The organism is Pseudomonas sp. MEJ108, assembly GCF_030208985.1.
In the GTDB taxonomy this organism is placed as follows: Bacteria; Pseudomonadota; Gammaproteobacteria; order Pseudomonadales; family Pseudomonadaceae; genus Aquipseudomonas; species Aquipseudomonas fragariae.
Genome location: NZ_JARVSW010000014.1, coordinates 47,634 through 72,329, shown reverse-complemented (window position 1 = coordinate 72,329; position 24,696 = coordinate 47,634). Strand labels below are relative to the sequence as shown.

The 24,696-nt window shown below is 59.8% G+C and carries 25 protein-coding genes and 1 pseudogene; 12 read left to right on the top strand and 14 right to left on the bottom strand.

Annotated features, from left to right (window positions below):
* Positions 1–2: 2 nt before the first annotated feature.
* Positions 3–299 (bottom strand): annotated as a pseudogene (locus QRN50_RS25710) (hypothetical protein); the annotation flags it as partial.
* Between the two features lie 602 nt (positions 300–901).
* Between QRN50_RS25710 and QRN50_RS08025 the strand changes: the two are divergent.
* Together QRN50_RS08025 and QRN50_RS08020 are read left to right on the top strand one after the other, a co-directional pair.
* Positions 902–1,144: a hypothetical protein gene (locus QRN50_RS08025; RefSeq protein ID WP_003400578.1), complete on the top strand. Its 243-nt coding sequence runs from the start codon at positions 902–904 to the stop codon at positions 1,142–1,144.
* Positions 1,141–3,882 (top strand): glycoside hydrolase family 3 protein, encoded by a 2,742-nt coding sequence (locus QRN50_RS08020; protein ID WP_096126529.1) that lies wholly within the window; start codon positions 1,141–1,143, stop codon positions 3,880–3,882. The genes QRN50_RS08025 and QRN50_RS08020 overlap by 4 nt, the downstream gene beginning before the upstream one ends.
* A 16-nt stretch (positions 3,883–3,898) precedes the next feature.
* Here QRN50_RS08020 and QRN50_RS08015 read toward each other — a convergent pair whose 3' ends face one another.
* The 3 genes from QRN50_RS08015 to QRN50_RS08005 all read right to left on the bottom strand — a co-directional run bounded on the left by QRN50_RS08015 (position 3,899) and on the right by QRN50_RS08005 (position 6,301).
* Positions 3,899–4,549: a TetR/AcrR family transcriptional regulator gene (locus QRN50_RS08015; protein ID WP_011268171.1), complete on the bottom strand. Its 651-nt coding sequence runs from the start codon at positions 4,547–4,549 to the stop codon at positions 3,899–3,901.
* Between the two features lie 22 nt (positions 4,550–4,571).
* Positions 4,572–5,933 carry an MATE family efflux transporter gene (locus QRN50_RS08010; protein ID WP_003400566.1) on the bottom strand — a complete coding sequence of 454 codons (1,362 nt, stop codon included), beginning with the start codon at positions 5,931–5,933 and terminating at the stop codon, positions 4,572–4,574.
* Positions 5,934–6,046: 113 nt separating this feature from the next.
* Positions 6,047–6,301, bottom strand: coding sequence for a hypothetical protein (locus tag QRN50_RS08005; protein WP_003315380.1), 255 nt, complete (start codon positions 6,299–6,301; stop codon positions 6,047–6,049).
* Between the two features lie 153 nt (positions 6,302–6,454).
* Between QRN50_RS08005 and QRN50_RS08000 the strand changes: the two genes are divergently transcribed.
* On the top strand, positions 6,455–6,772 hold the full coding sequence (locus tag QRN50_RS08000; RefSeq protein WP_003400563.1) for an ElaB/YgaM/YqjD family protein: 318 nt from the start codon (positions 6,455–6,457) through the stop codon (positions 6,770–6,772).
* A 109-nt stretch (positions 6,773–6,881) separates the two neighbouring features.
* Here QRN50_RS08000 and QRN50_RS07995 read toward each other — a convergent pair whose 3' ends face one another.
* Complete coding sequence (locus tag QRN50_RS07995) at positions 6,882–7,223, bottom strand: hypothetical protein (protein ID WP_003319121.1); 342 nt, start codon at positions 7,221–7,223, stop codon at positions 6,882–6,884.
* Between the two features lie 267 nt (positions 7,224–7,490).
* On the opposite strand from QRN50_RS07995, the gene QRN50_RS07990 reads away from it, so the two are divergent.
* From QRN50_RS07990 to QRN50_RS07960, 7 genes are all read left to right on the top strand, one after another.
* On the top strand, positions 7,491–8,561 hold the full coding sequence (locus QRN50_RS07990) for a M4 family metallopeptidase (protein WP_003400558.1): 1,071 nt from the start codon (positions 7,491–7,493) through the stop codon (positions 8,559–8,561).
* Positions 8,562–8,591: 30 nt separating this feature from the next.
* Positions 8,592–8,891, top strand: coding sequence for a protealysin inhibitor emfourin (locus QRN50_RS07985; protein ID WP_003400556.1), 300 nt, complete (start codon positions 8,592–8,594; stop codon positions 8,889–8,891).
* Positions 8,892–9,156: 265 nt separating this feature from the next.
* Positions 9,157–9,786 carry a paraquat-inducible protein A gene (locus tag QRN50_RS07980; protein ID WP_003400553.1) on the top strand — a complete coding sequence of 210 codons (630 nt, stop codon included), beginning with the start codon at positions 9,157–9,159 and terminating at the stop codon, positions 9,784–9,786.
* Entirely contained in the window at positions 9,783–10,397 is a 615-nt protein-coding gene (locus QRN50_RS07975; protein WP_003315385.1) for a paraquat-inducible protein A, read from the top strand. Before QRN50_RS07980 ends, QRN50_RS07975 begins: the two co-directional genes overlap by 4 nt.
* Entirely contained in the window at positions 10,390–12,069 is a 1,680-nt protein-coding gene (locus QRN50_RS07970; protein ID WP_003400549.1) for a PqiB family protein, read from the top strand. The genes QRN50_RS07975 and QRN50_RS07970 overlap by 8 nt, the downstream gene beginning before the upstream one ends.
* Complete coding sequence (locus tag QRN50_RS07965) at positions 12,066–12,689, top strand: PqiC family protein (protein WP_096126530.1); 624 nt, start codon at positions 12,066–12,068, stop codon at positions 12,687–12,689. The genes QRN50_RS07970 and QRN50_RS07965 overlap by 4 nt, the downstream gene beginning before the upstream one ends.
* 284 nt (positions 12,690–12,973) lie before the next feature.
* Entirely contained in the window at positions 12,974–13,423 is a 450-nt protein-coding gene (locus QRN50_RS07960; RefSeq protein WP_024642678.1) for a helix-turn-helix domain-containing protein, read from the top strand.
* Positions 13,424–13,453: 30 nt separating this feature from the next.
* Here QRN50_RS07960 and QRN50_RS07955 read toward each other — a convergent pair whose 3' ends face one another.
* Complete coding sequence (locus QRN50_RS07955) at positions 13,454–14,365, bottom strand: LysR family transcriptional regulator (protein WP_096126531.1); 912 nt, start codon at positions 14,363–14,365, stop codon at positions 13,454–13,456.
* 112 nt (positions 14,366–14,477) lie between these two features.
* On the opposite strand from QRN50_RS07955, the gene QRN50_RS07950 reads away from it, so the two are divergent.
* Positions 14,478–15,314, top strand: coding sequence for a pirin family protein (locus tag QRN50_RS07950; RefSeq protein ID WP_024642680.1), 837 nt, complete (start codon positions 14,478–14,480; stop codon positions 15,312–15,314).
* A 67-nt stretch (positions 15,315–15,381) separates the two neighbouring features.
* Here the strand turns inward: QRN50_RS07950 and QRN50_RS07945 are convergent, their stop codons facing one another.
* Positions 15,382–16,245 (bottom strand): aldo/keto reductase family oxidoreductase, encoded by an 864-nt coding sequence (locus QRN50_RS07945; protein ID WP_096126532.1) that lies wholly within the window; start codon positions 16,243–16,245, stop codon positions 15,382–15,384.
* Positions 16,246–16,370: 125 nt separating this feature from the next.
* Here QRN50_RS07945 and QRN50_RS07940 point away from each other — a divergent pair, with 125 nt between their 5' ends.
* Positions 16,371–17,267 carry a LysR family transcriptional regulator gene (locus tag QRN50_RS07940; RefSeq protein WP_057456831.1) on the top strand — a complete coding sequence of 299 codons (897 nt, stop codon included), beginning with the start codon at positions 16,371–16,373 and terminating at the stop codon, positions 17,265–17,267.
* A gap of 23 nt (positions 17,268–17,290) precedes the next feature.
* Here the strand turns inward: QRN50_RS07940 and QRN50_RS07935 are convergent, their stop codons facing one another.
* The 7 genes from QRN50_RS07935 to QRN50_RS07905 all read right to left on the bottom strand — a co-directional run bounded on the left by QRN50_RS07935 (position 17,291) and on the right by QRN50_RS07905 (position 24,620).
* Positions 17,291–18,820, bottom strand: coding sequence for a sodium:solute symporter family protein (locus tag QRN50_RS07935; protein WP_096126533.1), 1,530 nt, complete (start codon positions 18,818–18,820; stop codon positions 17,291–17,293).
* Positions 18,817–19,077 (bottom strand): hypothetical protein, encoded by a 261-nt coding sequence (locus tag QRN50_RS07930; protein WP_003364607.1) that lies wholly within the window; start codon positions 19,075–19,077, stop codon positions 18,817–18,819. Before QRN50_RS07930 ends, QRN50_RS07935 begins: the two co-directional genes overlap by 4 nt.
* Positions 19,078–19,223: 146 nt before the next feature.
* Positions 19,224–20,159 (bottom strand): choline kinase family protein, encoded by a 936-nt coding sequence (locus QRN50_RS07925; protein WP_003400536.1) that lies wholly within the window; start codon positions 20,157–20,159, stop codon positions 19,224–19,226.
* A complete protein-coding gene (locus tag QRN50_RS07920) occupies positions 20,156–21,109 on the bottom strand; it encodes a phosphotransferase family protein (protein ID WP_096126534.1) in 954 nt (317 codons plus the stop codon). Before QRN50_RS07920 ends, QRN50_RS07925 begins: the two co-directional genes overlap by 4 nt.
* Positions 21,110–21,119: 10 nt before the next feature.
* Positions 21,120–22,400: a M20 family metallo-hydrolase gene (locus QRN50_RS07915; protein ID WP_003400529.1), complete on the bottom strand. Its 1,281-nt coding sequence runs from the start codon at positions 22,398–22,400 to the stop codon at positions 21,120–21,122.
* On the bottom strand, positions 22,378–23,136 hold the full coding sequence (locus tag QRN50_RS07910; RefSeq protein ID WP_024639596.1) for a DeoR/GlpR family DNA-binding transcription regulator: 759 nt from the start codon (positions 23,134–23,136) through the stop codon (positions 22,378–22,380). Before QRN50_RS07910 ends, QRN50_RS07915 begins: the two co-directional genes overlap by 23 nt.
* An 80-nt stretch (positions 23,137–23,216) precedes the next feature.
* On the bottom strand, positions 23,217–24,620 hold the full coding sequence (locus QRN50_RS07905; protein WP_096126535.1) for an amidase: 1,404 nt from the start codon (positions 24,618–24,620) through the stop codon (positions 23,217–23,219).
* Positions 24,621–24,696 lie beyond the last annotated feature (76 nt).

Here is a 24,696-nt window from a genome sequence, read left to right as displayed (position 1 = left end):
CTCAGCGAGGCTGCGCCGATCTCGGTCAGACCGCTGATGATGTGCTGGGTGTAGGGAAATGAATGATCGGGCTCCAGGACTCTTGTCGAGATCAACAGCCCTTCCCTGACCAGCGTGTCGACTGTCGCCACGCAAACGTGGATTGCCGGGGCGCTTGAATACGCGCGCACCAGTTCCCTGTAGATCTGACCGAAGGTCAGTTTTTGCGGTTTGCTGAAGCACAGGCGACCGACGATGCTCAACACCGCGAGGTCGACCCGCTGTTTTCCCTCACTCACCACGATTGCCTTTAACGTAATAAAAACTGACGCGCCGTCGGCTGATTATCCCTATTGCCCTTGCGCCACCTGCACACGGCCATGGTCGGTCGGTCGGTCGGTCGGTCGGTCGGTAATGCACACTTTCACGTCCAAATTTAATGGAATAGAAATTAAAGACGTCGTTAATTAACGTGCACTTCAAGGCCTGAAAATTCCTTTAAGCGCGCATTAATTCACGTGTACATCCCGATACTTTCTCTTAGGGAGCCGGCTTTTTAAAACGCGCACGAACCACGAGGATGCAAAGCTTACCAGCTCGCTAAACCTAACGACAATTAGGTTTATTAAAAAACAATAAAACTCTAACATTTGATGATTTAATGGATTTTTATGGCTGTAAAATTGCTAAATTACCGATTTTATTCTTAAAAATCGGTCTAAAACCTCCGGCCTATTCTGAAAAAACCACATGATGGCCAGGTGGCATCATTTATTAAAATCTCCATTACTCATACTTTAGCGACCTGTGAACTGTTTACTGTCGCGCTGGACTGATTGTTCAGCCGAGCCCTGTGCGATTGCCACAGCCGTCCGTTTTATCCTGCAAACCATTAATCGAGATTCAATCGATGACTAGATCAATGCTGTCTGTTTTCAGTGCAGTACTTCTGTGCGCGCAAAGTGCCTTAACTTTCGCCGCGGACTCAACTTCCAGCACACCTGCCACTGGCTCCGATCAACAGATCCGGACGCAGGTGGAAGCCAAGCGCGACCAGTTGTCAGGCGCCGACAAGATCAACCCGGCCCAACAGCAGAGTTCGTCGTCCCTGCTCGACGCGCCGGTGAACACCGACGACGCCCCTGCCCAGGCACAACGACCATGAACAACCTCAATCAACCGATCACATCGACCGCAAGGACACTTGCCTTGTCAGCCTTCAAACAGACGCTGGGCCTGAGTCTGCTGACGTTCAGCGTCATGCAGGCCAACCTTGCACTCGCCGCCGTGACCCCGGCGACCGGCAACGAAGTCGAAGCGCGCGTCAGCTCGATTCTCGATAACATGAACCAGTCGGAAAAGATCAACTTCACCCGCGTCAACGACGGTCACATGATCCCGTCGCTGCTCAAGTGGGGCATCAAGGGCACCGTGGCGTATGACTCGTCCATGGGCGTGCACGTCAACAACGCCACCTTCGGCGCCCAGTACCCGTCGCAGTCTGCGCTGGCAGCGACCTGGAGCATCAACCGGGCCAAGGAATTCGGCCTGGCCATCGCTTATGAAACGCGAATTTCCGGCGGCCAGCAGATGCTTTCGCCAGGCGTGAACCTGTACCGGACGCCCTACAACGGCCGCTCGGCAGAATACGTCAGCGGTGAAGACCCGTTCCTCGGCGCCGTGCTGGCACCCGCTATCGTCAACGGCATTCAGGCTCAGGGCATCCAGGCCAGCGGCAAGCACTACCTGGCCAACGAGCAGGAAGCCAATCGTCAGGCGATCGACGTCAAGGTCGATGAGCGCACCCTGCGCGAACTGTACCTTCCAGGCTTCGAGTCGATGGTGAAGAACGCCAATGTCGCCTCGATCATGTGCGGCTTCAACAAGGTCAACGGCGACTATGCCTGTGAAAACCATCACCTGATCACTGAAGTGCTCAAGGGCGAATGGGGCTATCAGGGCATGGTCATCAGTGATTTCAACGCCATCCACGATGCCTTCAAGGGCGCGTGGGCCGGTACGGACATCGACATGCCCTCCGGCCTGCAGTTTACCGAAGCCAATCTCCTGCCCTACCTGTGGAGCGGGCAACTGACCCAGAACGTGATCGACGACAAGGTCAAACGCAACCTGCGTGGCATCGTCAGCTACGACCTGCAGAACAACCTCAACACCGCCAAGACATTGGAACATCCGGAATACGGCATGCGTGCCGCGCTGAATACCGCGCGCGAATCCATCGTGTTGCTGCGCAACGAGAACACCGCTGCCGGCAAACCGCTGCTGCCGCTGGAGCGTTCAGCGAAAATCGCCGTGATCGGCAACTGGGCGCACGACGTACCGGCATCGCCTTTCGGCACCGCCAATTCACCGCCCAATAGCTACGTGACCGAGTTGAGCGGCTTGCAGCAACTGGCCTCCAGCAGCAGCGATGTCACGTATCTGTCGGAGATGAGCCTGAATCCGGCGAGCTCGGTGTGGTATCAGCCGGCAACCGGTGACAACGGGATCAGCAACGCCGGGGTAAAAGCCGAATACTTCTCTAACACCAGCTTTTCCGGTGACCCGGTACTGACGCGCGTCGAGCCCGGCGTGAACCTGAACTGGACCACCGGCAGCAACGTGACCAACGCAGGCAGCACGGCAGTGTCTGGCTTCAGCCCGACAGCCGGCGCTTTCTCGGCACGTTTCACCACTACCATCAAGCCCACCATTTCGGGCGCCCAGGCGTTCAAGGTGCGTGCGGATGGCCCGTACAAACTCTGGGTCAATGATGAGTTCATCGTGCAGAGCGACGGCGTGCCTTACTCGGGCGATGTGGTGAATGCACTGACAACGTCGGGGAAGACTGCCGCATTGTCAGCCGGCAAGACCTATACCGTGAAACTGGAATACCAGCGCGTACAGGGTAATTTCATTCCCGCACTGGGCGGCCTGACCGGCGTGCAGATGAGCTGGGCTTCGTTGCGTCCGCCGAAGGATCTGTCGAAATACGATGCGGTGGTGGTTGCGACCGGGACCACGTCTGAAAACGAAGGCGAAGGTTCCGACCACGGCTTCGATCTGCCGGACCAACAGGCTGAACTGATCAGCTTCGTTGCCAAGGCCAACCCCAACACCATCGTGGTCATGCACGGCGGTGGCGTGGCCAATATGCAGCCATGGGCGAACAAGGTCGGCGCCACGCTGCAAGCCTGGTTCCCGGGCCAGCAAGGCGGTCAGGCACTGGCCGAGATCCTCTACGGCAAGGTCAACCCGTCGGGCAAGTTGCCGGTCACGATCGACAAGAACATCGAGGATAACCCGAGCTATGCCTCTTATCCGGATCCGGCGGCCTATCGCGGCAGCAACCCGCTGACCGAGATGACCTACAGCGAAGGCCTGTACATGGGTTATCGCGGGTATGACAAGAAACACGCCAAGCCGCTTTATCCATTCGGCTATGGCCTGTCCTACACCACGTTCAGCTACAGCGACCTGAAACTGTCGACCAACGTGCTGACCCCAGGCTCGACGATCGACGTGAAATTCACGGTGACCAACACCGGCGACAAGGCCGGCTTCGAGGTGGCGCAGCTGTATGTGCAGCCGGTCAAACCTGCCGTGGACCGTCCGGAGAAAGAGCTCAAGGGCTTCACCAAGGTGTACCTGCAGCCGGGCGAGAGCAAGACCGTCAGCGTACCGATAGACTCGCGCTCCCTGGCTTACTACGTCGACAAGACGGCAAGCTGGGACGTCGATGCCGGGAAGTTCAAGATCCTCGTCGGCGCGGATTCGGAGAACCTCACGCTCAACAGGACGCTGATCACCCTGTACCCGGAAAAACTGACCACGCGTGACAGCAACCCGCTGCCATTGCCACTGCGCAAGGCAGTCCAGGTCAGCGCGGCACAGACCTACTGATGCACCCCGTCAAGGCTCATGGATGAGCCTTGATATCCCTTCCCAATCGCTGCACGTAGATATCGAAAACCGCCATGACATCCACGTCGCGGGGGCTTCGCAGCCACTGAATCTGCAAGCCGTCCATGACCGAGAAGATCTCCTGGGCCAGGGCTTTGACATTGATATCGCCGCGCACTTCCCCCGCTTCTATCAACGCCTGCAAATGGCTGCGTGCGTGTTCGTGGGTCAGCTGGAATCGCTCAAGGTGCCAGGCCCATGCCGGGTGCGCCTTCGACAGGCTCTCGGTATTCATCAGCAGCGCTGCCTGACACTCCTCGGCATTCTCGATACTGAAACTCATGCTCAGCTTGAGAAACTTCAGAAACCCTTCAAGCGTCGGCTCGGTGACCAGATCCTGAAAGCGCGAGGTGACCCGCTGGTCCCTGCGCTCCAGCAAGGCGGCGAGCAAGGCTTCCTTGTTGGGAAAATGGTGCAGCAACCCTACCGTAGTGATACCGGCAAGCAGTGCAACCTCGCGCATCGACGCACTCGAATAGCCGTCTCTGGCAAAAACGACGGTAGCGGCATCCAGCAAGGCCTTTCTGCGCATGTCTCCCTTGGGCGCGCGGCGACGCTTGGGTGGGGCCGTTTCTGCGGATTCATTCCCTGATTCTTCGATGACCATAAAAACCTGATAACGCCTTGATTCAATGTGCCCCGATGCTCATGACCGGGGCCCTGCTGGTAAAAAACCGTTTCGCCGTCAGCGACGCCGTGGTGATGGAGATCAGCGCGATGAGCGCATTGCCGGTAAACATGCCGGGCAAGGCGCCGCTGCTGCCGAACCAGTGGGTCCCGGCGAAGACGAACGGCACTGTACCCGCCGTTGCCCTGAGCCAGGCAAATACCGCGACCCACCACGACCTGTTCATGGTCAGGAATACCGCGATGGCGACGAAATCCAGGCCTATCAGAACCCAAAGGCCACCGCCCCACAAGCAAAAGGCCATGAACACGGCACGGGCTTCGTCACCCAACTGGTAGAGGTCGGCAATCATGCCACCACAGAGCAGCAGCACCAGCCACACGGCCAGCCCGTAACAGACCACCAGCCGCCGGGTAAAAACGACCGCAGATCGCACACGATCATCGCGGCTCGCACCAATGTTCTGACCCAGCACCGGAGCCAGCGCGCCAGGCAGGGCAAAAAAGGCGCAGTAGGAAAACTGTATGACCCGATCCAGCACTGTCATGGCGGCCAGAGCCGAGGTGCCAAATGCCGAAAGCGAGGCGACAAGATAAGCCAAACCGACCGGCGTCGCCAGATTTGCCGCCATCGCCGGAAGCGCCAGCCTGAAGGTATGCCGCGCATGCAGGCGCAACAGTTTCAGATTGCGCGTGAACACTATGCCTATTCGGCTGCGCACCCAGTACAGCCCGATGGAAGCGGAAACTGCTGCAGACACAGCGAAGGCGATCCCTGCACCGTCGAGCCCCAGGCCGAGCGCAAAGATGAAAAACGGGTCCGCCACCGCCAGCGTGGCGGCAGCGGACAGCACGACGCCCATCGCCCGGCGGTTGTCACCAATGGTTCTGAGCATCTGCGCCGACATCTGCATCACCGCCTGCAACGCGGTAAAAGGCAGGGTCAACCAGATAAAACTGCGCGCTGCCTCGTAAGTGGCCGCCTCGGCACCCAGCCATCTTGTGATCGGCACGATGAACGTCAACTGCGCGGCGGCGGCCAGACCGCCGACCGTAATCACCATGAGCATCAGACTGCCGGTGAGCCTGGGTATCGACCTGGCCGCCCGATGGCCGATGCGCGCGGAAAGCACCGAGGCCCCGGCGATGATCAGGCCGGTCGCCAGCGCGCCGTTGAAAAACATCAGGACCTTGGCAATACCGACCGCCGCCAGAAGCACGGGGTCATGCAGCATAGACACATAGACCAGCGTGAGAATGTCGACCAGAAAGACGGCGAACAGGCTCAAGGCGCTGGCACTGGCGGTGACGACGATATGGCGCGCTACGCTGCCCTGGGTGAATCTTGCACTGGCTTGGGCCATCAACGTTCTCAAAAGGCCTTACGGATCAGGAAGGCAAGACACCCTCACCAGGACGCCCTCACGCTACACGTGAAGAACGATCAGCGCCGGATTGTCGGGGCGCTGTCGGGCTGCTACCTGCTCGCCGCCATCAGACGATTCACTTCACTGCGGACCATGTTGGCGTATTCCGGGGGACTCATGGTGTCCAGCTCGGAACGAACCCACTCAGACCACTTGCCCTTGCGTTTGGCGCGTTCGCCCATCAGGCGTGCTGCCTCGCCCTTGGCCTTGCCCAGATTGCTCTGCCACAGTTCGAACAGCCGGGATTTTTCGTCTTCCAGAGCGGTACGTTCAGGGAGCGGCCGATTGGCCAGATTGAAACTCATCACAGTCACCTACGGCTAAAAACGGCTGCATCTTACACCCGTAAGGGGCATTGCTTGCAGAGTCTTGCGTCGGGTCATTCAAGCAATTGCAACTTTTCAGGATGCGCGAGACTCCATTGAACACTGTTGCCACCACTTGAAAGGAATACACCCATGGCTCGTAAGACCCCTGCTCAACAAGCTGCCGATCAAATCAAGGATCAGGCATTCAGTGACCTGCAGGCACTGATCGAAGAATCCGACAAACTGCTCAAGGAAAGCGCTGCACTGGTTGGCGAAGAAGCAGAGACATTGCGCGCGCAGTTGAGCGTCAAACTCAAGCAGGCACTGGACTCGATGGCCAGTGTTCGCGACCGTACCAAGCCGGTTGTCGAAGCGACCGAAACCTACATCGGTGGTCATCCATGGCAGACCGTGGCTATTTCTGCCGGCTTTGGCCTGGTAGTTGGCCTGCTGCTGGGTCGTCGTTGATCGACTGATTGACGGCATCGCGGGTCAGGTTACCGGCCCGCGATGCCGTTGCAGTAAGATGCCGTTGCAGTAAAGTGTGATGAAGCAGATGTAAACCTGGCGAACGCCCTTAGCGGGTGTGCTGCACCACCGAAGGCTCGGCAAAACGGTGCGACTTGGTCACCTTCGCCTGTAACGCCACGCGCTCTTCCTCGGCCTTGGCCTGGCTTTCATAAGGCCCTATCAATACCTGCTGCTTACCGTCCACGTCCACGATGATCGGGGCATAACTGCGCTCGAGCAACCAGGCGCTGGAATCGCTGACCGCCTCCCGCGAGTTCATCTGAATGAACCACTGCGGCGTAGAGACCGGAGCAGTCGCTGCCGTCCCCTGGACTTTATCCCTGGCGGGCCCGCCTCCATCGCATCCGGCCAGAGCCAGTACCGCTATCATCATTACCGTCTTGCGCACGTAGGTCTGCTCCTCGTCTGAAGTGGCGCGAGTCTAACATTGCCGCGCGGCCCGTTGATCACCTGTGTCGAGGTGTCGCACTGCCTCTGCAATGACGTGAAGTACCGACAATACGGGGCTATCGCCACATCAGGCAGGTTTGGCGGCAACCGTCGATCATGTAATCAGATATTTCGTTGCATATAAACGCGACATGAAGTGTCACACGACTGCGACCATGTTGATCGGTGGCTTGCCGCCATCGATGCATTAGTACAGGAGTTCATCATGTGCGACGACCGAAATCCCCTGCATTGCTTCATTCCGCCTTACATGCTCGAGCGTATGGCGCAATCCCCCAAGAATCTGGTCAGCGCCCGGGCCATCGCCAACCTGACGAGTAGCTCGGCGTTTCTCGCCTCCCGCCTCTCTGCGCGAACCATGCCATCCATGCACGCGATCAAATCGCCAGACGGACGAAAACATCGCGTGATTCATGATGCCAAAGGCACTGACGATCTGCCCGGCGCCGTGGTGCGCAAGGAAGGCCAGGCAGCGACGGGCGACAAGGCAACCGATGAAGCCTACGATGGCTCAGGCGACGTCTACGATTTCTATGCGCAACTGTTCGAACGCAACTCGCTGGACGACAGCGGCATGTCACTGGTCTCGACCGTGCACGTCGCCGAAGTGGATTTCAACGGCGATCACGTACCGTTGAGCAACGCCTATTGGAATGGCAGCCAGATGGCTTACGGCGACGGTGATGACCTGGTCTTCAAGCGCTTTACCGGCAGCCTTGAAGTGATCGGTCATGAACTGACCCACGGCGTGCAGAGTTTCACCTCGAATCTGGACTACCGCGGGCAATCCGGGGCCTTGAACGAGCATTTTGCCGACGTGTTCGGCATGCTGGTGCGCCAGTGGAAACAAGGCACCAGCGCCGCCGAGTCGGACTGGGTGGTGGGCAAGGAGTTGCTGGTGCCGGCGCCGACGCGACGAGGCATTCGCGATATGGAAAAACCCGGCACTGCCTATTCCAACGATCCGGATCTGGGCGATGATCCGCAACCTGCAACGATGGCCGACCTGTATACCGGTGCCAAGGATCGCGGCGGTGTACACATCAACTCGGGCATTCCCAACCGGGCATTCGTGCTGGTGGCCAAGGCGCTGGGCGGAAATGCCTGGGAAGTGGCGGGCAGAATCTGGTATGAAACGATGCTGGAGCTGGCCTCGGACAGTCAATTCATCGATTGTGCCAAGGCCAGCATAAAAGTAGCCTCGGACCCACGCTTCGGCCCCAAAGCCAAGAAAGCCGTGCAGGCGGCCTGGAAAGAGGTCGGTCTCAAGGTATAGGCAAAGCATAACCACCAAAAGGTGCTTGAAATGAAGGTCTGTCTAGTGCAATCCGGCGGTTTTGCAGGTGCAGTCAAACGCTGTGAGGTCGATACAGCCACCCTTGAGCAGCCCGAAGCAGAGCAATTGCAGAGGTTGGTGAGCGATAGCGGTCTGAAGCAGTCCAGCAGTGCTTTCAATGACGAAGCGCGGGACCTGAATCAGTACGAAATCACCATCGAGGATGACGCCAGGGCAATCTGCCTGACGTTCGACGAACACAACGTGCCTGCATCCGCCCGCCAGTTGCTCGGCTTTCTCAAGCAACGCGTCAAACCCGGCAAGCTATAAGACAGGCTTTTGCCATAGGACTCTGGCAGCAGCGATGTCCTTTCGTCGTCAGATGGGGGCGTCGCTGCTACCGGATTCGCCAGCACTCTCCGCGCGTGGAATAATGGCGCAGTGACATGTGAACCACCCACCACCTGGGCGGTCAATGATTTGTACCGATCTGCTAGCGCTGAACGTACAAAAAAAAACGCTTCACACTGCCATTAACGAGGTATCTTTTCGTGCTGCGCGTTCTTACCTCCTTACCTCTGCATCAATGGCGTCGATGAGCACTGTGCATCCTATCGAACACTCTTCCGGCCTGATCATCTGCGAGCACTGTGACTCGCTCTACGAAGCCCATCCGCTGCAGCCCGGCGAGGCGGCATTCTGCCTTCGCTGCGAGGCATTGCTCGGTCGTGGCCATCGAGTGACCATAGAGCAGCTGCTCGCGCTGACCATCGCTGCAGCCATGCTTTTCGTCTTCGCCAATCTGTTTCCGGTCATCAGCATCAATATGAAAGGCCTGTCCAACGAGGTCACACTCTGGCAATCGGTTGAAGCGCTCGCTCAAGGGCGGATCACGATCATTGCCCTGGTGGCCGGCCTGTCGATCATTTTTGCCCCTCTGTTGCAGATCGTTCTGCTGTTCTGGGTGCTGGTACATGCGCACAAGGGCATTATCGCGCCCGGCTTCAGAACCTGCATGCGTGCGCTGGAGCACTTGCGTCCATGGAGCATGCTCGAGGTGTGCATGCTCGGTATTCTGGTGGCCATCATCAAACTGTCCGGGATGCTCGATGTACACCCCGGTGTCGGTCTCTGGGCCATGGCCATGCTGATGGTGCTGATCCTGCTGATCGCCAACAAGGATATCCGCCGATTGTGGGATGAACTGGGAGTGCAGCCGCAATGAACGGCATCCCCTTCGCCCATGAACACAAGCTCTGCCTGTGCCACACCTGCGGTTATGCCTGCCAGGAGGACGCTACGCGCTGCCCGCGCTGTGACTCGCCTGTGCACAAACGCAAACCCAACAGCATCAGCCGCACCTGGGCCTATCTGATTGCCGCCCTGATTTTCTATATCCCGGCCAATGTGCTGCCGGTGATGTACACCAACCTATTGGGTAACCGCAGCGAAAGCACGATCATGAGCGGCGTCATCGAGTTTTTCGAAAGCGGCTCCTGGGACATCGCCATCCTGATTTTCGTCGCCAGTGTTCTGGTGCCGTGCATCAAGTTTCTGGTGCTGGGCATGCTGCTGATCACTTGCCAGCGTCGCAGCACCTGGGCGATGCGCGAGCGTGCGCGCCTGTATCGCTTCATCGAACTGATCGGTTACTGGTCGATGCTCGATGTGCTGGTTGTGGCCCTTGTGGCGTCTCTTGTCCAGTTTCGTGAACTCAGCACCATCGAGCCACGAATCGGCATTCTGTTTTTTGGCTTGGTAGTGGTGATGACGATGTTCGCCGCCATGAGTTTCGATCCCCGGCTTATCTGGGACGCAGAGGTTGAAGATGTCTGACAGTACCCTCCCCCCGCCTGCTTCAGTGCCACGCCCTGAAGTCAAACGTCGTCGCCTGCGTGTCTCGCTGATCTGGCTGGTGCCGATCGTTGCCGCGATCATTGGCATATCCATGGCCTTGCATGACTGGATGAACATCGGTCCCAGAATCACGGTCAGCTTCCTGACAGCCGAAGGTCTGGAAGCCAACAAGACTCAGGTCAAATACAAGAACGTGGTCATCGGCATGGTCACGGATATCAGCCTCAGTGAGGACCGCACCCATGTGCTGGCCAACATCGAGCTGAACACCAGCGCCGCACCGTTTACACGGGTCGACAGCCAGTTCTGGGTGGTGCGCCCACGCATCGGCGCACACGGGGTTTCGGGTGTAGACACGCTGCTTTCGGGCGCCTTCATCGGCGCCGACGCAGGCAGCGCCGAGGAAACCAAGAGCAGCTTCACCGGCCTGGAAACGCCGCCGCCGGTGACCTTCGGTGAAAAAGGCAAGCGCTTCACCCTGCACACCGACGATCTGGGCTCGCTGGACATCGGCTCACCGATCTACTTCCGACGCATTCAGGTCGGTCAGGTAGTGGCCTACGACCTGTCCAAGGACGGCCGCGGCGTCGACATCCAGATTTTCATCAACGCACCGAACGATCAGTACATCACCACTGACACACGCTTCTGGAACGCCAGCGGTGTCGACATCACCGTCGGCGCCTCAGGCGTCAAGGTCAATACGCAGTCGCTGACCTCGATCATTTCCGGCGGGATCGCCTTTCGCGAGCCGAACTGGAGCCCGGACTCGAAGCCGGCGGACGAGAACGCAGAATTCAAGATATTCGATGACCAGACCGCGGCGATGGCACCACCCGATGGTGAGCCACGCTACATCCGCATGCGTTTCAATCAATCGCTTCGCGGGCTGACGGTCAATGCGGCAGTTGACTTCCTCGGGGTCAATATCGGCAAGGTGGTATCGGTGGACCTGGATTACGATCCGGCCACCAAGACCTTCCCCGGTATCGTCGGCGCAGTGATCTATCCCAAGCGCCTGGGGGCGGCCGAGTCCAAGCTCAAGGAACTCGGCGGCTCGGGTGATGAAGAAGAACAGTCTGCCCGCGTACTGGGTGCTTTCGTGGCCAATGGTCTGCGTGCCCAGGTGCGTAACGGCAACCTGCTGACTGGCCAGCTGTACATCGCCATGGAGTTCGATCCAAAGGCGCCGAAGGTGGCGTTCAACGCCAAGGCCCGACCGCTGGAGATTCCGACCGTGCCGGGCAGCTTCGACAAGCTGCAGGAGCAACTGCAGGCATTCGTCGAGAAACTCAGCAACTTGCCGATCGACCAGCTGGCGGGCAACCTCAACGGCACCCTCAGCGAGTTGCAGAAAACCCTCAAACAGGTCAACAGCAGCGTGTTGCCGCAAATGCGCGGCACCTTGCAGCAGGCCGAGAAAACCCTGGGGACTGCCAACGACTCGTTCGCCGAAGATTCGCCAGCGCGTCAGCAACTGGGCCAGGCCATGGATGAAGTGCAACGTACCGCGCGTTCGGTGCGGGTCCTCACCGACTTCCTCAGCCGCCATCCGGAATCGCTGATTCGCGGCCGTACGGGCGACGCAGCGCCTCGTTCGTTCAACGCCCCGTCCTCGTCCCGAGCCATTGATCCGGAGCCAAAACAATGACCTTGCGCCTGAAACTGATGGTACTTGCCGCAGCAGTGGGCCTGGGTGCCTGCACATCGACGCAGACCCACTACTACACGCTGATCGCGCCGATGAGCGCGACGAGCACGGCCGCCAGCAAACCCATGCCTTTCCAGTTCGAGATGCTGCCGGTCATCATGCCGGTGCAGGTCGACCAGCCGCCGCTGGTGGTTCGTCAGGGTAACGGCAGCCTGGCCATTCTGGACACCGAACGCTGGGGATCACCGCTGGGCGACGAGTTTCACGATGCGCTGACCCCGCAACTGGAGCGTCGCTTCGGCAGCCGCGACATGGCCGGCTTGCCGAAAAACAGCGATCAGCCAACGCTGTCGCTGCGTACCGACGTGCGGCGCTTCGAGTCGATGCCTGGCAATTACGTACTCATTGACGTGGTGTGGACACTCGGGCTTCGCGAAGCTGGTGCCACGGCGGGCAGCAAACGGCAGAGCCTGACCTGCAGCAGCGTGATCCGCGAGCAGGCCGGTGAAGGCATGGAAAATCTCATCATGGCCCACCAGAAAGCGGTTGCCCAGCTGGCAGACAAGATCGCCGCTACGGCCGCGAGCTGGACCGCACAGCGCGCCTCGCGCTGTCTCTGAAATCTATCGGGAGGTCTGCGTAAAAGGCCTCCCGATTTCGCCTCATTCAGCCTGAAACCGTTGTGCCAGCCACCTGCACGTCGCTGCTCGAAACGTTCAATTCAGTACAAAAATGTATCACCCTGCCGGATTCCTACGTACACTCTGCCATCTTTCTGGTACGTTAGTACCTGATTGGACCGAACACGCAGCTCCTCGCCCTTTTAGGGATGTCTGATCAGACGACGCCAGAAACGCTTGTTAACCCTGACTGTAGCGGTGCACAGTTTATCGAGGACAAACGGATGACAGGGATCGGACCACGACTTAAAAAGGAACGTTTGCGCCTCAAGCTTTCGCAGAGTGCACTGGGCGCGATAGGTGGCGTGGAAACCAACGCCCAGGGCAACTACGAAAATGGCGTCCGCTCCCCCCGTGCGGATTATCTGTCCAGCATTTCGAATGCCGGAGTGGATGTTGCCTATGTGGTCACTGGCCTCAGCGCTACGCGTAACGCCCCCGCTGTCATAACGTCGGACAGTCAGAGCAGCGCCCCGCTCAACCGCGTCGTCGAACGCTTGCACTGCAACCTGCACGACGTGACCCAGAATCTGTACCACTTCACCCGCCTGATCGAATCGAACTCAGGCATTGGCAATGTGGACAGCAATCAGCTGGAAAACATCAAGAACGACGCCGAAGCGATCACCGTCGCCACTGTTCGGCTGATCTACATGACGTCACGAATCAAGTAACGCGCAAGTATCGCGTGCCGCCAAGGCTGTTCAGCGCGCCAGAAACGCCTTGTCTCTGAGTTTGTCCATCACCAACGCAATGAATGCCGACACCGCTGGCGGCAGATGCTGTCGGCTGGGATAAAGCACATGCAGACCATGGCTGGTGCGCTGGTACTGCGTCAGTACCGGCACCAGTCGACCATCCCGCAGATCCGAGCGGATCAGCGTTGCGGGCAACAACGCGATACCAAGCCCGGCAAGGGTCGCCTTGCGCAACGCCTGCGCGGTATTGGCATTGAAGCGACAGGCAATGTGTACCTCATGCATCTTCGCGTCCGGGCCGAGCAACCGCCAGGCAGTGACGTCACCGCGATGCGCTGCACTAACACAGTAATGACTGTGCAGGCTGTGCAGGGAATCAGGCAGGCCATGAGCGGCAATATAAGCCGGACTGGCGACCATCGTGTCATGGCCTTCATCGATCAGTTGCCGCCCTACGTACCCCGAGTCCTGCAAGGAGCCACCGCGAAAGGCGATGTCCAGCCGGTCGGCGATCAGGTCGGCGTGATCATCACTGAGCACGAACTCCAGTTGAACACGCGGATAACGGGCAAGAAAACCGGCCACCCAGTCCATTGAGAAAAAGTCGAAGAAATCAGCCATCGCTGCAATACGCACCAGGCCGCGCGGCTCGTCACGACCTGACACAAGCTGCTCTGCGGCTTCCATCACCCCGTCCACCGCGCTCACGCAGCGGCCATAGAAATCCTCTCCAGCCTGAGTAAGCACCAGCTTGCGGGTCGATCGCTGCAACAGGCGAGTGTCCAGCTGCATCTCCAGTTGCTGAACCCTGCGACTGACCGTATTGGACGGCATGCCCAAGTGCCTTGCTGCCTGGGCAAAACTGCCGCTGCGCACCACCTGCACGAACAGCGCAACATCGTTGAGATCGAACGCCACGCCCGGATTCCTCGTATTTATGGATCAGTCCAAGCCAACTATACCGGCTAATCAAGCAATGCATTGACGCTTATTCTTTGCGCTCAGGCATCAAGGCCCAGAGGAAAACGCCATGAACAGCATCGTCAGCATTCGGCCACGCGCCATCGTCCATCGCACCACCGGCAGAACCCGTGCGCCGATCACCCGACTGGTGAGCCCCGGCGATCTGGGTCAAGTGTTGAAGCCTTTCGTGTTTCTGGATCGAATCGGCTTCACCTCCGAGCCGGGTAAAACCGGATTCAGCATGCACCCGCACTCGGGTATCGCAACGCTGACCTACATGATCGAAGGCGAACTTACCTATGAAGACACCACCGGCAAATCCGGGATACTGCCCAGCGGCGGTGTGGAATGGATGAGCGCCGGCAATGGCGTCTGGCATGACGCCCAGCCGATAAGCGGTTCGGCTGTCAGGGGCTTTCAGCTATGGGTCGCGCTGCCCGCCGCGCAGGAAAATGGTCCGGCACAGAGCGTATACCTGTCGGCAGCGCAGGTTGCGCAACAAGGCCCGGCAAGCGTGCTGCTGGGACGCTATGGCAGCGCAAAGAGCAGCCTGCCGGCACCGGAAGGCATGAATTATCTGGCAGTACAGCTAAAGGATGGCGAGCACTGGCGCTACACACCGCCTGCGGGCCATAGCGTAGGCTGGCTGGCAGTCAACACCGGACAGCTCGACGCGGGCGGCCAGGTCGGCGCGGGTGAACTGGTGATTTTCGAGGAATCGGATCGCCCCATCGACATCGTCGCCAAGGGTGATACCCACTTCGTGCTGGGATCGGCAGTCAAGCATCCGCACGAACTGGTCACAGGTTACTACTCGGTGCACACCAGCAAAGCCGCGCTGATTCAGGGCGAGCTGGAAATAGAACGTATCGGCGCACTGTTGCGCGAGGAAGGCAGACTCTGATTGAGCAGCAGCCTTTAAAACAGACCCACCCGAAAGCATTCAGGCGGGTTGCTCAACAGCTATCCCTCTAAGCAACACTATCGAGTTCGGCGAGCAATTGCGGCGCAATCACCAGCTCGCTGGCGGCAAGGTTTTCGCGCAAATGAGCGATGGATGAGGTGCCCGGAATCAGCAGAATATTGGGCGCACGTTGCAGCAACCAGGCCAGAGCGACACACGACGGCGAGGCATTCAGCCCAGCGGCTACTCGGCTCAGGGTTTCCGATTGCAGGGGTGAAAATCCGCCCATCGGGAAGAACGGGACATACGCAATGCCCTGCTCGCCCAGTTCTGCAATCAGCGGCTCGTCATTGCGATGCGAAAGGTTGTAGTGATTCTGCACGCAGACAATCTCGGCAATCCCCTGCGCCTGCCTGACTTGCCGGGCAGTGACGTTACTGACCCCGAGATGACGGATCAGACCCTGGCGCTGCAACTCGGCCAGCACCGTCAACGGTTCCTCGATCGAGCCTTCTGCGGGTGAATGCTGCTCGCCCCATGCCCGGAAGTTGACCACATCGAGCACCTCCAGCCCGAGGTTCTTCAGGTTGTCGTGGACCGCCGCGGTCAATTGCGCCGGGCTGGATGCAGGATTCCATGAAGCATCCGCGCCACGCACTGCGCCGACCTTGGTGACGATCAGCAAGTCATCCGCGTAAGGGTGCAGCGCTTCGCGAATCAGCGTATTGGTGACATGCGGGCCGTAAAAGTCTGCGGTATCGATATGGTTGACCCCCAGGGCGAGGGCTTCGCGCAATACCGCGATGGCGCCCTGCGGATCTTTTGCAGGACCGAACACGCCAGGCCCGGCCAGTTGCATCGCGCCATAGCCCATGCGGTTGACGCGATGGCTGCCCAACAGGAACGTACCTGCCTTGTTTGCATGATTCATTTAGTGCCCCTTGATTCGATGTGTGTTCCTCACTATAGGCACTGAGCACTGTATTGATAATCATGCGTAATCGGCACAACCTGTACGCCTGAGCGAACACTGAACAGAGCAACCGGGCCACGACAATGACTACCGATATTCAGGACCTGCTGGCCTTCGTCGCCGTGGTCAATGCCAGAGGCTTTCGCGAGGCAGCGCGGCTCAGCGGCAAATCCGCCTCCAGCCTCAGCGACGCCATTCGCCGCATGGAAGCGCGGCTTGGGGTGCGGCTGCTGAATCGCACCACCCGCAGCGTGGCTCCGACAGAGGCTGGCGCCAGGCTTATGGAGCGTATTGTGCCCGCACTGGGCGAAGTGGAGTCGGCCCTGGATGTGGTCAATGACTTTCGCGATCGCCCGTCAGGCACTCTGAGGCTGAACGTTCCGGTCAGCGCCGCCAGGCTGGTGCTGCCTTCGATCATCACACCGTTCCTGCAGACCTACCCCGACATCCGCCTGGAGGTGGTCACCGAAGAAAGCTTCGTCGACATGCTTGCAGCCGGATGCGATGCCGGCATTCGCTACGACGAACGCCTGGAGCAGGACATGATCGCGGTGCCCATAGGCCCGAGGTTCCAGCGTTTTGCGACGGCTGCGTCACCGGCCTATCTGCAGGTCAGAGGACGCCCCGAGCACCCGCGAGATCTGCTCGCGCATGCCTGTCTGCGAGGAAAATTCCCCAGCGGGGTCATACCGCTGTGGGAATACGAGCGGGACGGCGAAACCGTCAAGGTTGACCCCACAGGCCCTCTCACCGTCAGGATAGGCGGAGCGTTCGATCTGACGGTGCAGGCCGCCATCGACGGGCTGGGCGTTGTTCATCTGTTCGAGGACTGGCTACGCCCTCACCTGGACAGCGGCGCACTGGAACCGATACTCGAACCCTGGTGGCAGCGCTTCACCGGGCCGTATCTGTACTACCCGGGGCGCCGCTACCTGCCCTCGCCGCTGAGGGCTTTCATCGACTTTATCAATGCGCGATGAGCGGCCTCAGAGCGCAGGCAGCATCAGCTCATCGCCACAACCGGCCCCACGCCACGCCGCGCTGGCGCGGCCATGGCGAACAACTCGTCGACGCGTCTGACTTCATCCGCACTCGGTTTGATGGCAACGGCACAGGCAACGAAGATGCCCGCATTGAAAATCAGACCGACGATGCCGCTGGTCAACGAACCCAGTGCCGGAATGTCATCCGGGTAGATCGTGGTCAGTACGATGGCGATCACGATCCCCACCAGCATGCCGGCAATCGCGCCTTGCTTGTTGCCATGACGACTGAACACGCCGAAGAACAGCGGCACGGCCAACTGGATGATGCCCTGATAGGAAATCTGCGCCAGCAATTGCAGGCGGGCATAGTCGAAGGTCAGGTAGGCCAGTAATGAAGCCGCGGCAATGAACACCACCATGCCGACCTTGGCGAGAATGGTCTTCTCGCGATCACTGCGTGGCTTGCTCCAGGTCGCCAGGTCATTGGCAAACTGCGTGCCGCACACCTGAACGCAGCCGTCGACATGACCGATGCTGGCCGCCAGCACGATCATGATTGCCACGCCAAGCAGCCATGGCCCGCCGATGTCGAACAGTGACAGGAACCAGCCGTGTTGCGGATGAGCCGCGACATTCGGGTCCTGGCTGATTGCTGCGGCGAAGAGCATCAGAATGCCGTAGAAGCCGCCGACCAGCAGGATGGTCAGCAGCGTGCCCTTCTTCACCGAACGCACGCCGCTGGCGGTGTAGATGCGCTGAAAGCTCATCGGCCAGCACATCGAGCCGATAACGCCGGTAAAGATCAGGCTGAACATGTACATCGGCCCGTAGGTACTGCCTGCTCCGCCAGGAATCACCAGCATGCTGGCGGGCAACTGCGACAGGTTGCTGAACGACGCCTGCGCGCCGAACAGCAGGAAGATGCACAGCCCGGCGCACAACACATAGGCAATCAACCCCTGATACATGTCGGTCATGATCAGGCCGCGCATGCCCATGCTCACTGTCCAGTACTGACGAATCAGGATCACCACCACCCCGACCAGCAGGCAGGTGGTCACGCCCCAGCGGCCGAAGCTGGCGAACTGGAAAAGCGTCGCGAGGGCCTGAATCCCCATCACCACCCAGGGGAATACCGAGATGATGCCGATGATCGAAGCAATGCGTTTGACCACGGGACTGTTGAAGCGCATGCCCAGCAAATCCGGTTGGGTGGTCAGGTTGAAGCGCTTGCCCCAGGTCCAGGCACGATTGGCCATCAGGTACATCGCGGTTACGCCCAGCGTGGCGTAGACCATGCCGTAAAAGCCCAGCGCGCCACCGACCGACAAGGCGAAAAACGCCGTGAACGTTGCGCCCGGCCACCAGGAGTTGGTGTAGCACATGGCGATGAACCACGGCCCGTAAGAGCGACCACCCACCGCGTAATCGGAAAAGCTCTCGCTCTTGCGGTTCGTCGCGTACAGCACCGCAATCATGCCCGCCAGAAACACGCCGATCAGGCCGAAGGTGATGTAAAGATCCGAAACCGTAGTCGTACTGATCATTGCCCGTCCCCCTCTTGTGGAATTTCACCCAGCAGCGACTCGACCACGTAGAGCATCCACAGGCCCAGCCCCATGAGCACCGCGATCAGAATCCAGTAGAAGATCGGCAGCGGAATGCCGAGCACCAGCACGCTGCTGCCGCTGACCTTGAGGTAAAACGGCGGAAACAGCGCCATCATCAGCAGCGCGAAGAAGTACAGGCCAAACACCAGATTCTTCAGGCGGCCGGGGGTAGAAAGGGACGGAACGTTACTCATGGAGTGCTCCTTGAATTTCAGGATCTGGCTATGGATAAGTGATCGGATAAAACTCAAGCAGTGAAAGAAACACGCGGTTACCCGCTACTTTTTTATTATTGAAATACTTGCCTTACATGTTCAAAGGCGCGCCGGACGAGATCGACTCAGGCCTGCCGCAGCCAGGTTTCCCATTGCGAATCATTGATGATGCTGCGCGCCCGCATGTGTTTCCAGGCGCCGTACTTGTAAAAGTCGAAGTCCAGTTGCGACACCGCGTGCTGCACCATCGCCCAGGTCGACCATTTGATGTCGGCCAAGGCCTTGTTGAGCTTGATCCGCGCTACGGTTTGCGCGCTGACCTGGCCGAAGTAGTCCTCGATCAGCGCCAGCTCCATGTCGTCGCTGAAAAACATCTCGCCGAACCACAGCGCCAATTCGTAATGGCGGTCGTTGTTGGAGGCGTACTCGAAATCCACCAGACGAATCTGGCGATCCGCGTTGAGCATGAAATTGCCTGCCAGCGTGTCGTTCATGCACGGCGCCAGATCGATCCCGGAAGCTTGCAGCGCAGCTTTTGCGCGCTGGTATTGCAGGCACAGCCAGTCGTCATCCTGAGGCTTGATGCCCTTGAGTTCGGCCACCTGGCTCTGGTGCTCGGTGATCATGTCGAACACGGTCTTGGTCTGTTGCAGCAGCGGCTGATCGTTGAACGCCTTGAGCCCGCGCAGGGCACTGTGGCGTATGTCGCGTTGCAGGAAGTCATGGTTGGACGACGCCCGCCAGCCCTCCATGAATTCGAACACCTCGACACCGAAGGCTTCGAGAAAGGCGAAAACCGGCGCGCCATAACCGGTTTGCGCAGCTTTCACACTGGCCTCGTGAGCAGTGTGACGATCAATGAACATCTCTGTACCGACGCCTGGCACCTTGAAGAAGTACGCTGTGTCGGCACCCTCGACCTCGACCCGCCAGTTGGTGTTGGAAATGCCACCACTGACAGGCTCGTAGTCAACGCGGCGGCCCTGCCAGCTGTCGATGCTGCGCACGGCGGCTTCCAGTTGTCGCTCCTGGGTACTGACCGACTGCCCTAACGTTTTCATGCTCTACCCTCCTGAACCTGACGCATCCAGCCTTCCAGCCGCGGGTCCTGAACGCACTGCCGACACCGCAGCAGCGTCCATTGCCCGACCTTGGAAAACTCCAGTGGCCGCGAGGACGTGGTACCGGCCCAAAGCCCCCACAATGTCCAGTACCAGTCGTTGATCAGCGCATACAGACGGCACACGGCGTAGTCGATTTCCAGGCATTGCCCGGCCCACGCGCCGATTCCTTCGCGCCACTGGCGCTCGAACGAATAAAGCTCGTTGAGGGTAATCGCCACGTCGTACCACGGGTCCATGCAGCCACCGTAGTCAAAATCCACCAGACGCAACTGACCTTCGCTGGACACCATGACGTTGCTCGACACACCGTCGCCGTGCAGCGGAACCGCTTGCACGGATCGGCTCTGCAGCGACTGCCAGGCCATGTCGACGCAACGGTCGATCCATTGATGCTCGGCAGGCAGCGCAACGTTGTCGCGTTCGCACACTGCGCGCAGGCGCTCGATGTCCGCCATTGGCGAGCGCACCACATCAGGCACCGGCCCGGCATGCACCTGCCGCTTGAGTGCCCACAGTGCATGAAGCCGGCCGGGTGCGAGCAGATCGTCGAGCCGCGCAGCTCGCCAGTCCGGGCCCAGATCCTCGAAGATCAGCACGCCAGTGGCCTGGTCTGCCCCAAGTAAACGCGGTGCAGCAGCGCTAAGCCCGGCACAGTCGCTGGCCTGGGCTACCGTGTCGAAATCGATCAGTGGCGCCATGTCGGCATGCAGAACCTTGGCGTAGCAACCGCCCTGCGCACTGCTGACCCGAAAGCCGGCCCACTCGGTCGACAGTCTCGAGGGTGACGCAACGCCCTGGGTAACGTTCTCGATCCCGGCGTCTGCCGCGAACCCGCAATGTGCCAATGCGCTGCGCAGGCGTGTGGTCAAGTCGTCGGCATATGACATGGTCAGCCCCTCAACCAAATGAAGCGGACGAGGTGCAAGCCCGATGCAACAGACCGGTCAGCATGCGCAAACCGTTGTGCATGTCCTGATCGCTGGTGTATTCGGCCTCGTTATGAGAAACGCCATTACTGCTGGGGATGAACAGCAGGCATACGGGATAGCGCCTGTTCAGACTGATCGCGTCGTGACCGGCCACGGTCATGCTGTCGGTGGTCGACAAACCCAGCTCGGCGCCTACGTCATGCGCCAGTGCAGCGAACCCTTCATGCAGCCTGGCAGGTGAGCGCAGCACGCTGCTTTCCACTTCAAACGCGGTCATGGTCTTGTCAGCGATCGCACGCAGCGTTGCATCCAGGCGTTCCGAGGCAGCACTTAGCAGATCGACGTCGCGGGAGCGGTACTCAATCAGCAGCGATACCCGCGACGGCACCACGTTGGGCGAATTGGGGTAGACCTCGATACGCCCTACCGAACTGTGCATCTGCACGCCGTGCTGCAAGGCCTCGTCATGCACCGCAGTGATGGTGTGTGCGGCGGCCAGCAACGCATCCCGGCGCGCGGCCATGGGCGTGGGGCCGGTGTGATTCTGTTCGCCGTCGAAACGTACCCGCCGTTTCAGGGCGGCCCAGGTCTCGCGCACCACGCCGATCGCCGTCTGGCTGCTTTCCAGGCCAGCGCCCTGCTCGACATGAATTTCGACATACCCGGCAATGTTCAAGTCAACCTGATCATTGCCCAGATAACCGATGGCCTGCAGGGCGTCCTTGAGACGGATACCGTCGCCATCGCGGCTTTCCCAGGCGCTGTCCAGCGTCAAGGCACCGGTGAACACACCACTGCCGATCAGGCTCGGCTGAAAGCGCGCGCCCTCCTCGTTGGTCCAGTTGACGACCGCCAGATTGCAGCGCGGGACTTCACCACGCTCAAGCAATTGCCGCGTCAGACTGGACACCGCCACGGCGCCGGCAAGCACGCCGTATACGCCATCGAAACGCCCGGCACTCGGTTGGCTGTCCAGGTGCGAACCGCAGAGCAGATAAGGCGCATCCGGATCAAAGGTCATGAGGCCGAACAGGTTGCCCACCGCATCGATACGGACTTCGAAGCCGTGCGCTTCGAGCCAGCCCTTAAACAGGTCACGTACCTGACCGTCTTCAACCGAGGCCGCCAGCCGGTGCAGGCCACCGGCCGGTGTCGCACCGATGGCCGAGCTTTGCCGAAACAAGGCTTCGAACGCTGCCAGATCAGTTGCGCTCGGCTCGATCAGCTCAGGAATAGAGGGTGTCGACATGATCGTTCTCCAGGCGTGTCGCAAACTCGTCGGATAGCGCGCGATTGGTGACCAGGGTGGTGATCGCGGCAAATGGCAGGGTGTTGATGAAGGTGCGATGACCGAACTTGCCATCGTCGGCCAGCACCACACTGCGCGTGCAATGCCTGACCAGCGTTCTGCGCAACATGGCTTCTGGCTCCTGGTAATCCATCAGGCCGAAGTCCAGGTCAATGCCGCCGATGCCCATGAAGGCAATGTCGTAGTGAAACTGCCGGGCGAATTCCAGCGTGTGGGGGCCGATCAAGGCGTTGTCGGTGCGCCGCACATCGCCGGGCGCAACCAGCACCTGATTGTCGCTCTGGTGCGATATCAGCTGGGCGATGTCCAGCGAATTGGTGATGATCTTCAGCTGGCTGAACCGGGTCAGTTGCTGGGCCAGCGCCAGCGTCGAGGTACCGGTGTCGAGGAAGATCGCCATGCCTTCGCTGACCAGTTGCGCGGCGCGCACAGCGATGCCCGCCTTGGCGCGAGGCTTGAGCCTGCTGCGCTCCTGCAACGGCAATTCTTCGCTGGACCTGGGCAGAATGGCGCCGCCGTGAATTCGCCTTAACCTGCCCTCCTCCTCCAGATGCTTGAAGTCGCGGCGGATGGTCTCTTCGGAGACGAACAGCAATTGTGCAAGGTCCGACGCCTTGACCCGCTGTTGTTGAACGAGCAGGCGCATGATTTCGTCCAGACGCGGCTGATTGAGCATGGGGGTGACATTCCGTTGCAAAGTGATGGCTCCAGTGTCCGGGCCCTTGGGCCGCTGATCTGCGTGCGAGAGCGACATGTCTATTGCCCCGAAACCGGTGGCAGGTGCTGATCCCAGGGCGCAATGGCCTCTACCGCAGCACAGAACTGCAGCACCTGGGCATCGGCAAAGCGTGGGCCGACGACCTGCAGACCGATCGGCAGTCCTGCGCTACTGCGCCCACAAGGCAGATTGGCGGCCGGGTTGCCGGTGATGTTGAAAGGGTAAGTGAACGGCGTCCAGCGCGCCCACGGCACAGCGCCGTCCTGCCCGGCATAGCCGACGGGCGCTACGTCGTCTGCGGCAAACGGCAGGATCGGCAGCGTGGGCATGAGCAGCAGATCGTAATCGTCAAACAGCGCGTGCACCTGATTGGCGAACGCCGCACGTTGTTGAAGTGCCTGTAGATAATCACTCAGGCTGTACTGGGCAGAGCGCTTGATCAGATCGGCAAAGCCCGGATCGAGCTGGTCCAGCTTCTGCGCAAGCGCCTTGCCATAGGCAATACCGCGCCCGGCGACCCACAGAGTTTCGAAGGTCGCCAGCGGGTCCTGCCAATCCGGCTTGAGCGTGCTGACTGTAACGGGCAGCGATCTGGCGATATTACCCACGGCAGCGTCAACCGCTGCAGCGACTTGCGCATCGACCGGCGTGTCGAACAGGGTCGGGCAGAAACCGATGCGCAAGGGTTTCAGCGGCTGGTCGCAACGGGCCAGAAAGGACTCGTCGGGGGCTGGCAGCGCCTGATGATCGAGTGGATCGGGGCCCGAGAGAATGTCGAACAGCAACGCGCTGTCGCGCACGGTTCGGGTGATCGGCCCGGCATGACTGAGCATTTCGGTGGCCGACCAGGGCCAGGTGGGAATACGCCCCAATGTACCTTTGAGGGCAAATGCGCCACAGAACGAGCCTGGTATGCGCACCGAGCCGCCGCCATCCGAGCCCAGGGCCGCAGGCACCATGCGCGCCGCCACGGCGATGGCCGAACCGGAGCTGGAGCCGCCGCTGGTCAGGGTCGGGTCCCACGGGTTGCGTCCGTTGCCGAACACCCGCGACGTACTGGCGCCCGTCCAGCCGAACTCGGTGGTCGCGGTCTTGCCGAGAATAATTGCGCCAGCGTTTTTGAGGCGACGGATGATCGGTGCGTCCTGAGCCGGCACCGACTCCAGCGCCGTCAACGACCCCCGCGTGGTGCGCAGCCCTGCGGTGGAAAAGAGATCTTTGATGCCGAAGGGTATGCCGTGCAGCGGCCCGCGTAGCTCACCGCGCTGCAATTCGGCCGTCATGCTTGTGGCCTGTTCGAGCGCGGCATCGGTGTATACGTCACCGAATGCATTCAGTGTGGAATTGTGGGTTTCGATCGCTGCCAGGCATAACTCGGTCAAACGTATCGGCGTCAGGCCCCCTTCGCGAACACGCGTGGCAGCTTCAATCACGTTAGGCATGGAAGATGGCTTAGACTCAATCAAAGCAGATACCTCTCAGACACTTATGCGTAATGCACGGCACCAACGACTGTCG

What these genes read in the sequence shown, in the direction of transcription:
- QRN50_RS07910 (WP_024639596.1), bottom strand. Translation starts at nt 23,136, where the DNA reads ATGCTCAATCAGCCGCGTCTGGACGAAATCATGCGCCTGCTCGTTCAA.
- QRN50_RS07990 (WP_003400558.1), top strand. Translation starts at nt 7,491, where the DNA reads ATGTGCGACGACCGAAATCCCCTGCATTGCTTCATTCCGCCTTACATG.
- QRN50_RS07970 (WP_003400549.1), top strand. Translation starts at nt 10,390, where the DNA reads ATGTCTGACAGTACCCTCCCCCCGCCTGCTTCAGTGCCACGCCCTGAA.
- QRN50_RS08020 (WP_096126529.1), top strand. Translation starts at nt 1,141, where the DNA reads ATGAACAACCTCAATCAACCGATCACATCGACCGCAAGGACACTTGCC.
- QRN50_RS08025 (WP_003400578.1), top strand. Translation starts at nt 902, where the DNA reads ATGCTGTCTGTTTTCAGTGCAGTACTTCTGTGCGCGCAAAGTGCCTTA.
- QRN50_RS07985 (WP_003400556.1), top strand. Translation starts at nt 8,592, where the DNA reads ATGAAGGTCTGTCTAGTGCAATCCGGCGGTTTTGCAGGTGCAGTCAAA.
- QRN50_RS08010 (WP_003400566.1), bottom strand. Translation starts at nt 5,933, where the DNA reads ATGGCCCAAGCCAGTGCAAGATTCACCCAGGGCAGCGTAGCGCGCCAT.
- QRN50_RS07915 (WP_003400529.1), bottom strand. Translation starts at nt 22,400, where the DNA reads ATGTCGACACCCTCTATTCCTGAGCTGATCGAGCCGAGCGCAACTGAT.
- QRN50_RS08005 (WP_003315380.1), bottom strand. Translation starts at nt 6,301, where the DNA reads ATGAGTTTCAATCTGGCCAATCGGCCGCTCCCTGAACGTACCGCTCTG.
- QRN50_RS07935 (WP_096126533.1), bottom strand. Translation starts at nt 18,820, where the DNA reads ATGATCAGTACGACTACGGTTTCGGATCTTTACATCACCTTCGGCCTG.
- QRN50_RS07965 (WP_096126530.1), top strand. Translation starts at nt 12,066, where the DNA reads ATGACCTTGCGCCTGAAACTGATGGTACTTGCCGCAGCAGTGGGCCTG.
- QRN50_RS07945 (WP_096126532.1), bottom strand. Translation starts at nt 16,245, where the DNA reads ATGAATCATGCAAACAAGGCAGGTACGTTCCTGTTGGGCAGCCATCGC.
- QRN50_RS07980 (WP_003400553.1), top strand. Translation starts at nt 9,157, where the DNA reads ATGAGCACTGTGCATCCTATCGAACACTCTTCCGGCCTGATCATCTGC.
- QRN50_RS07925 (WP_003400536.1), bottom strand. Translation starts at nt 20,159, where the DNA reads ATGAAAACGTTAGGGCAGTCGGTCAGTACCCAGGAGCGACAACTGGAA.
- QRN50_RS07950 (WP_024642680.1), top strand. Translation starts at nt 14,478, where the DNA reads ATGAACAGCATCGTCAGCATTCGGCCACGCGCCATCGTCCATCGCACC.
- QRN50_RS08000 (WP_003400563.1), top strand. Translation starts at nt 6,455, where the DNA reads ATGGCTCGTAAGACCCCTGCTCAACAAGCTGCCGATCAAATCAAGGAT.
- QRN50_RS07940 (WP_057456831.1), top strand. Translation starts at nt 16,371, where the DNA reads ATGACTACCGATATTCAGGACCTGCTGGCCTTCGTCGCCGTGGTCAAT.
- QRN50_RS07960 (WP_024642678.1), top strand. Translation starts at nt 12,974, where the DNA reads ATGACAGGGATCGGACCACGACTTAAAAAGGAACGTTTGCGCCTCAAG.
- QRN50_RS08015 (WP_011268171.1), bottom strand. Translation starts at nt 4,549, where the DNA reads ATGGTCATCGAAGAATCAGGGAATGAATCCGCAGAAACGGCCCCACCC.
- QRN50_RS07920 (WP_096126534.1), bottom strand. Translation starts at nt 21,109, where the DNA reads ATGTCATATGCCGACGACTTGACCACACGCCTGCGCAGCGCATTGGCA.
- QRN50_RS07930 (WP_003364607.1), bottom strand. Translation starts at nt 19,077, where the DNA reads ATGAGTAACGTTCCGTCCCTTTCTACCCCCGGCCGCCTGAAGAATCTG.
- QRN50_RS07905 (WP_096126535.1), bottom strand. Translation starts at nt 24,620, where the DNA reads ATGCCTAACGTGATTGAAGCTGCCACGCGTGTTCGCGAAGGGGGCCTG.
- QRN50_RS07975 (WP_003315385.1), top strand. Translation starts at nt 9,783, where the DNA reads ATGAACGGCATCCCCTTCGCCCATGAACACAAGCTCTGCCTGTGCCAC.